This is a genomic window from Nocardiopsis kunsanensis DSM 44524, from assembly GCF_000340965.1.
Lineage (GTDB): Bacteria > Actinomycetota > Actinomycetes > Streptosporangiales > Streptosporangiaceae > Nocardiopsis > Nocardiopsis kunsanensis.
Window position 1 is genome coordinate 1 of record NZ_ANAY01000025.1, and the last position, 5,515, is coordinate 5,515.

Consider the following 5,515-nt stretch of genomic DNA (forward strand, 5'->3'; position numbering starts at 1 on the left):
CTGGCAAGGTTGCCCGGCAGCTCTCTGGAGGGGAGCGTCGGCTATTGCAGATTGCTGTAACTCTGGCTGCATCGCCACCCGTGCTGGTTCTTGACGAGCCCACCAACGAGTTGGACCCATCCCGACGCCGCCAAGTATGGCAGTTGTTTAGGGAGCTCAACCAGCGCGACGGTCACACAATCATCCTCATCACACACAATGCCATCGAAGCAGAGCAAGTCATTGAGCGCGTGGGAATTCTTAAGGAAGGTCGGCTCGTCGCACTGGGCGCTCCTGCTGAGCTGAAGACCGCCCTCCACTCTCAGGTACGTCTGTCAATCACGCTCGGAAACACACAGAGGCACGGGCTACCTGACTATGTCCGTGTGCAGTCCGAGCACCGTGGCAAGGTCGTGGCCCTCGTTGAATCCGCCGATCTTCCTCACCTGACCAAGGACGTGGACCTCACTCAGTTCACCGAGTTCTCTATGCAGACAGCGACCCTGGAAGACGTGTATGTCAGTTACGCGTGAAAAGAAACTCGGACTGAGTTTCCATTGGCAGGTCTGGGACCTATTTAGAATTCAGCTTACTAACTGGCGATGGTCCTGGCCCCAGATGGTTCTGACCGGCATGCTTGCCCCGATGGTAAGCATCTCCGCCTTGGGGCTATTCTCTCAGAATTCTGGTACTTCCGCGAGCGAATATGTCCTGACCGGCAGTGTAACCATGGCGATCCTGTTCGAGACACAGAACAAAATCGCCAGTAACTTTGCTTTCATGCGTGGAAATGGTGCTTTCCAATACTATGCCGCCCTACCGGTCCGGCGCGAGGCGCTCATTCTTGCTACGCTTGCAGCGTTCTGTATCTTGTCGCTGCCTGCAATTGCGGTCACTCTATTACTCGGCTCCGCCCTGCTCAACGTCCCACTAACACTCTCCCCACTTGCCCCGCTGTGTCTTCTACTTGCCTTGCTCCCCTCGACCGGGCTGGGAGCCTTTATTGGCAGTAGATCCGGGACCATCGAACAGGCGTCTTCTCTCAGTCTGGCAACCACACTCCTCATGATGGCCGCCGGCCCTGTGGCCATCCCACCAGAACTGCTTCCCGACGCACTGAACTGGGTTGGAAACATCAACCCTGCAGTGTACGCAGCCGATAGCCTGCGTCATTCCCTGACTACACCTGATACTCGCCTTGCCCTAGCTGACATGGTGGTGCTTGCCGTCTTCGCTGGTGCCGCCTGGGGCCTCACGAGCAAACACATGCCCTGGCGTGCCCGCTACAGGCGGCGACGCGCTTCGTAAAGCAACCAGCGATCACTCTCATCACGAAGAGGAACACGTCCATGACCGAAAATGAGTTCATCAAAACTCTCGCACCCCTAGTGACAGAAGTCACTGGAAAGGCTTTCTCCCAAGAGGAACTTGATGTCACCTTCGGTGATCTAGAAATCGAATCTCTCGACCAAATCGAGATCATCAGCCACATCGAAGAAAAATTCAATTGTCAAATAGAAGAGAGCGCTCTTCGGGAAATTCGTACTCCCCGTGCTCTGCTGGAGCACATTTCGGATTTCCCCACTGCCACATGAAACGGTATGGCCCAGGAAATCGGCCTTGGTTGCTAGTATGGTTCACATTGTGGACAGTGGCCCACGTTGGACTGTTACTGGCCCTCGTTGCTTTCCAGTGGGACGAGCAGCTGAGTGAGACGCTCTGTGCCTGGACAAGCAACAGTACGTCTGTTGTGTGGATTCTTGAGAAAATGACTTCGTGGGGGAACCCTTGGCCAGTGACTATCATTGCGGCCGGATCCGCGTGTTTCGCTCTGATCCGGCGAAACGTCCCAGCCGCCGCTGTCCTCTTGGCAGTTCCCTATGCCGCCACGGTAAGCTGCAATCTAGTCAAGGAATGGGTTGAACGACAGCGCCCAACCCTGGAATGTGCCTCGATTCAAGCCGACGGATTTAGTTTTCCTAGTGGGCATGCGGTTGGTGTAACGACTGGTTTCTTACTGGCCGCGTTCTACTTCAGCAGCCAAATGCCGCGGGCCGCATTCACACCGACTCTAATGCTAGCTGGAGTAAGCGCCGAAATTGTCTCATGGAGTCGAGTCTTCATCGGTGTCCACTTCAGTGTGGATGTGCTCGCCGGACAGCTCTTGGGCGCTGGGTGGCTGGTGATCGCAGTACTCCTGCTGCAACATCAGGCATCCCGCCGCTTACGACGCGAGGGACGTCAGCAACTTCCAGCCGCTGGAGACGAACCTATGCCATAATGTATCCATGCCGTTCAACCACAATGATCATTACCATGCCCTCTTGCTTCGGGAGATCCCCAAACCATGTCGAAACGCTCTGGATGTCGGCTGCGGCACAGGGAGATTTGCGCAGAAGCTAGCGCTTCGAGGCATTCAAGTCCATGCTATCGATACAGATGGCAATGTCATTGCCGATGCAGAAAAGAAAAATTCTACACTCAAGCCTCCTCAGCAAGTTCACTTTGAGCAGGCAGATATCAAATCCATGAGATTGGAGCCTAACACGTATGACTATATTGCATGCTTGGCTAGCATTCACCATGTTCCTTTTGAGATAGTAAATAAGCTACGCGCATCACTCACTGAAAATGGTGTCTTGGTAATCCTGGGATGCTACCGGGAGACAACATTTTTGGACCACACCGTAAGCCTTATTGCCGTTCCCGTGAACGCCATTTTTCGCACCATCGTATTCTTTTGGGAGAAATGGAAAAAGGGGGGCGACTGCGTGCTTAATGAATCAGCTTCCGCTTCAGTCTCCTCCCCAGACATGACACTGCCAGAGATTCAAGAAAAAAGTGCTGAGATCCTCCCAGGCAGAAGCATTCGGCATCTTCTTTTTTGGAGGTATTTTTTGATTTTCCATAACACGAATACGGATTAATGAATGGCAGAAAGAAAGCCCAGAGAAATTTATCAGCCGCCGAAAAAATACGCCCTCGGTGCGACCTGCGCCGCATTCGATGAAACGGGGCGTGTTCTTATCACGCGCCGCCGCTCCCCCAAGCGTTGGGAGCTACCTGGTGGTCTGGTGGACCCTGGCGAGACCTTACCTGATGCTGCCACTCGCGAGACCTATGAAGAGACCGGCGTTCATGTCAAAATCCAAGGTTTGGTGGGTGTTTATCAGCATCCAAGCCGTGGCATCCTCGCTGGCATCTTCATCGCGTTGGCCGAGTCAGGTGAACCTCGCCCAACAACGGAATCCAGTGCTGCCGAATGGGTCGAAGTGGAGGAAGCGCTCACACGACTACACCCTCTCTATCGCCCGCGATTGGAAGATGCCTTTGCTGCCAGGACTTCCGTGACTTTTCGTGTCCACGAGGGGGCAGAGATCCTTTCTCTCACCAAGGCTGCAGATATCTGATACGGCCGCCTGTTGGGGAACATTTTCTAGAGTCACCTCCTACCTGCTCTAATGCTAAGGCCGTGGTCTCGGTGCCCACCGGTCAGGCGGTATGCGAGGTATTCGCCGCTATGGCGTGCCTTGACTGACAACGGATCGCAGTTCACCGGTCGCCACAATCGCCCCGGCCGATCGAGGTGCGGTTCGAGCCGGGCCGCCGGAAGAACGGGGGCTCCCAGCGGCGCACCAAATCCCGGCAAGCCCTGGGGCGTCCGCGGCATGGCTCAGCCGATCCAGTATCTCGACACCTTATGCTGACCGGCGACACCCTTGTCGACGACAACGAAGGAAGCGCGATCCTGTCGGTCCCGCCGGATGCAAGGTCACCGTCCTGACCAACGCGGCCTGAATCCAGCCAGGGCCCCGGAGCCCCGAACGCCAACTGGTGTTCGGGGCTCCGGCGCGAGACCACTCGGGCGAGTTACGGCTACGACACCAGCTCATCGTCGCGAACATGTAGTCTATGAATCGCCGCAGTTCAAAGCCGTTTCCCGAACTTCTGCGGCCGGTAAAAACCTCAACCACCAACGGCCGCACCAGGCCCTGACATGGCCATCCCGGCCGACCTCTGTCGGCCCAAAGCTCCTACCGGCTTACCCTCGGCAGCCTCTTGCCCACCCGCGAACAGGGCAGCGACCAGTCCGCGGAGCCAACATGAGAGGGCCTGGGGTCGACTTGATCGAACCACCGATTCCGATGTCGGCCCTTCAAGCGAATCAACTCCGTGGATTGGGCTAATAATGTTCTCCGGATACACGCGCGGCTGGGATTCGCGCTCATCCTCGTGTAACCGCGTCACGAAGCTAATTCTCCGATCCTCTCATTAGAGTCAACCATGGAAGACGAGTACTCGGTCGGGCACCACTCGTACGACCACACGTTCATCGTCCGGGCTGTCCCAGGGGTAAGGACGGGTGTCACGATGCCGCTGGTGCAACCTATCGATCAGTTCCCGACCGCCGTCCTCGATTTGCGCGTGGCCGCGGATCTCCACATAGTGGTCCTGGCTGTCCCGGGGCATGATAAGCACGGTGACGAGGGGGTTGCGCAGTATGTTCTCGTACTTGCGGCGGCCCTTAACGGTCGCGAACAGCACGTCGCTCTCAGTGTGCTGCGCCCACACCACGGATAGCTGCGGTCGGCCGTCGGGCTCAGAGCGTGTTTGAGAAGGGGTAACGGTTCGGGTACTTCGCTCACGCTGGGCCGTCAGGCCGCGAGCATGGTCACCATGCCACGACGCCCGACCTACCCCTCTGACCTGACCGATGACCAGTGGGCCCTGATCGAGCCCCTGCTCCCACCGGCCAACACCGGGGGCCGGCCCGAGAAACACCCCCGCCGCGACGTGGTTGACGCGATCCTCTACGTGGTGCGCACCGGCTGCTCCTGGCGGCACCTGCCCGTGGACTTCCCGCCCTGGCAAACCGTGTACTGGTACTTCTCCCGCTGGGAGCAAGCCAAGGTCACCGAGCAGATCATGGCCGTGCTGCGCCGCCGGCTCCGCAAGACCCAAGGGCGCAGCGGCGAGCCCTCGGCCGGGATCATCGACTCCCAGAGCACCAAAGGCGCCGACACCGCCGGCCAGGGAACCCGGGGCTATGACGCGGGCAAGAAGATCAACGGCCGCAAACGGTTCATCGTCACCGACACCCTCGGGTTGTTGCTGGTGGTGGGCGTGATGGCCGCCTCGGTCCAGGACCGCGACGGAGCGAAAACGACCCTGCTGAGCCTGTACCTGGCCACGCCGGTGCGATTCGTGTTCGCCGATGCGGGGTTCGCAGGAAAGTTGGTGGCCTGGGCCCAGAGGTTCGTGGCCACCACACTGCACATCGTACGTAAGGCTCCAGGTCAGGTGGGTTTCGCGGTGATCCCACGCAGGTGGGTGGTGGAGCGCTCACTAGCGTGGCTGACCTCCCACCGGCGCCTGGCCAGGGACTACGAGCGCGACCCGGCGGTATCCGAGGCCATGGTGCGCTGGGCCGCGATCGGCCAGATGGCCCGCCGTCTTACCCGAGGACGTGACGCAGTTCGCCAGCAGGCATGGACGAGCCAGGATCTCATTTCCTAACCCTTCTCAAACACGCTCT

At 58.2% G+C, this 5,515-nt stretch carries 8 protein-coding genes; 7 read left to right on the plus strand and 1 reads right to left on the minus strand.

The window, feature by feature from the left end; translation table 11 throughout:
* From D456_RS24350 to D456_RS25790, 6 genes are all read left to right on the plus strand, one after another.
* Positions 1-512, plus strand: a 512-nt coding sequence (locus D456_RS24350) for an AAA family ATPase (protein ID WP_040699515.1), incomplete at its 5' end; no start/stop codon positions are given.
* A complete protein-coding gene (locus tag D456_RS25770; protein ID WP_083904607.1) occupies positions 496-1,287 on the plus strand; it encodes an ABC transporter permease in 792 nt (263 codons plus the stop codon). The genes D456_RS24350 and D456_RS25770, both read left to right, overlap by 17 nt.
* Before the next feature lie 41 nt (positions 1,288-1,328).
* Positions 1,329-1,574, plus strand: coding sequence for an acyl carrier protein (locus D456_RS25775; protein WP_083904608.1), 246 nt, complete (start codon positions 1,329-1,331; stop codon positions 1,572-1,574).
* Between the two features lie 173 nt (positions 1,575-1,747).
* Entirely contained in the window at positions 1,748-2,260 is a 513-nt protein-coding gene (locus D456_RS28055) for a phosphatase PAP2 family protein (RefSeq protein ID WP_394297282.1), read from the plus strand.
* Positions 2,261-2,267: 7 nt separating this feature from the next.
* Complete coding sequence (locus D456_RS25785; RefSeq protein ID WP_083904610.1) at positions 2,268-2,906, plus strand: class I SAM-dependent methyltransferase; 639 nt, start codon at positions 2,268-2,270, stop codon at positions 2,904-2,906.
* 3 nt (positions 2,907-2,909) lie between these two features.
* The gene (locus tag D456_RS25790; RefSeq protein WP_040699517.1) at positions 2,910-3,389 is read left to right on the plus strand and encodes an NUDIX hydrolase; all 480 of its coding nucleotides are present in this window, start codon (positions 2,910-2,912) and stop codon (positions 3,387-3,389) included.
* Between the two features lie 868 nt (positions 3,390-4,257).
* Here D456_RS25790 and D456_RS27805 read toward each other — a convergent pair.
* Positions 4,258-4,761: a TIGR03618 family F420-dependent PPOX class oxidoreductase gene (locus tag D456_RS27805; protein ID WP_083904611.1), complete on the minus strand. Its 504-nt coding sequence runs from the start codon at positions 4,759-4,761 to the stop codon at positions 4,258-4,260.
* Here D456_RS27805 and D456_RS0116630 point away from each other — a divergent pair.
* A complete protein-coding gene (locus D456_RS0116630) occupies positions 4,657-5,496 on the plus strand; it encodes an IS5 family transposase (protein ID WP_026115947.1) in 840 nt (279 codons plus the stop codon). The two genes, D456_RS27805 and D456_RS0116630, sit on opposite strands and share 105 nt — an antisense overlap.
* Positions 5,497-5,515 lie beyond the last annotated feature (19 nt).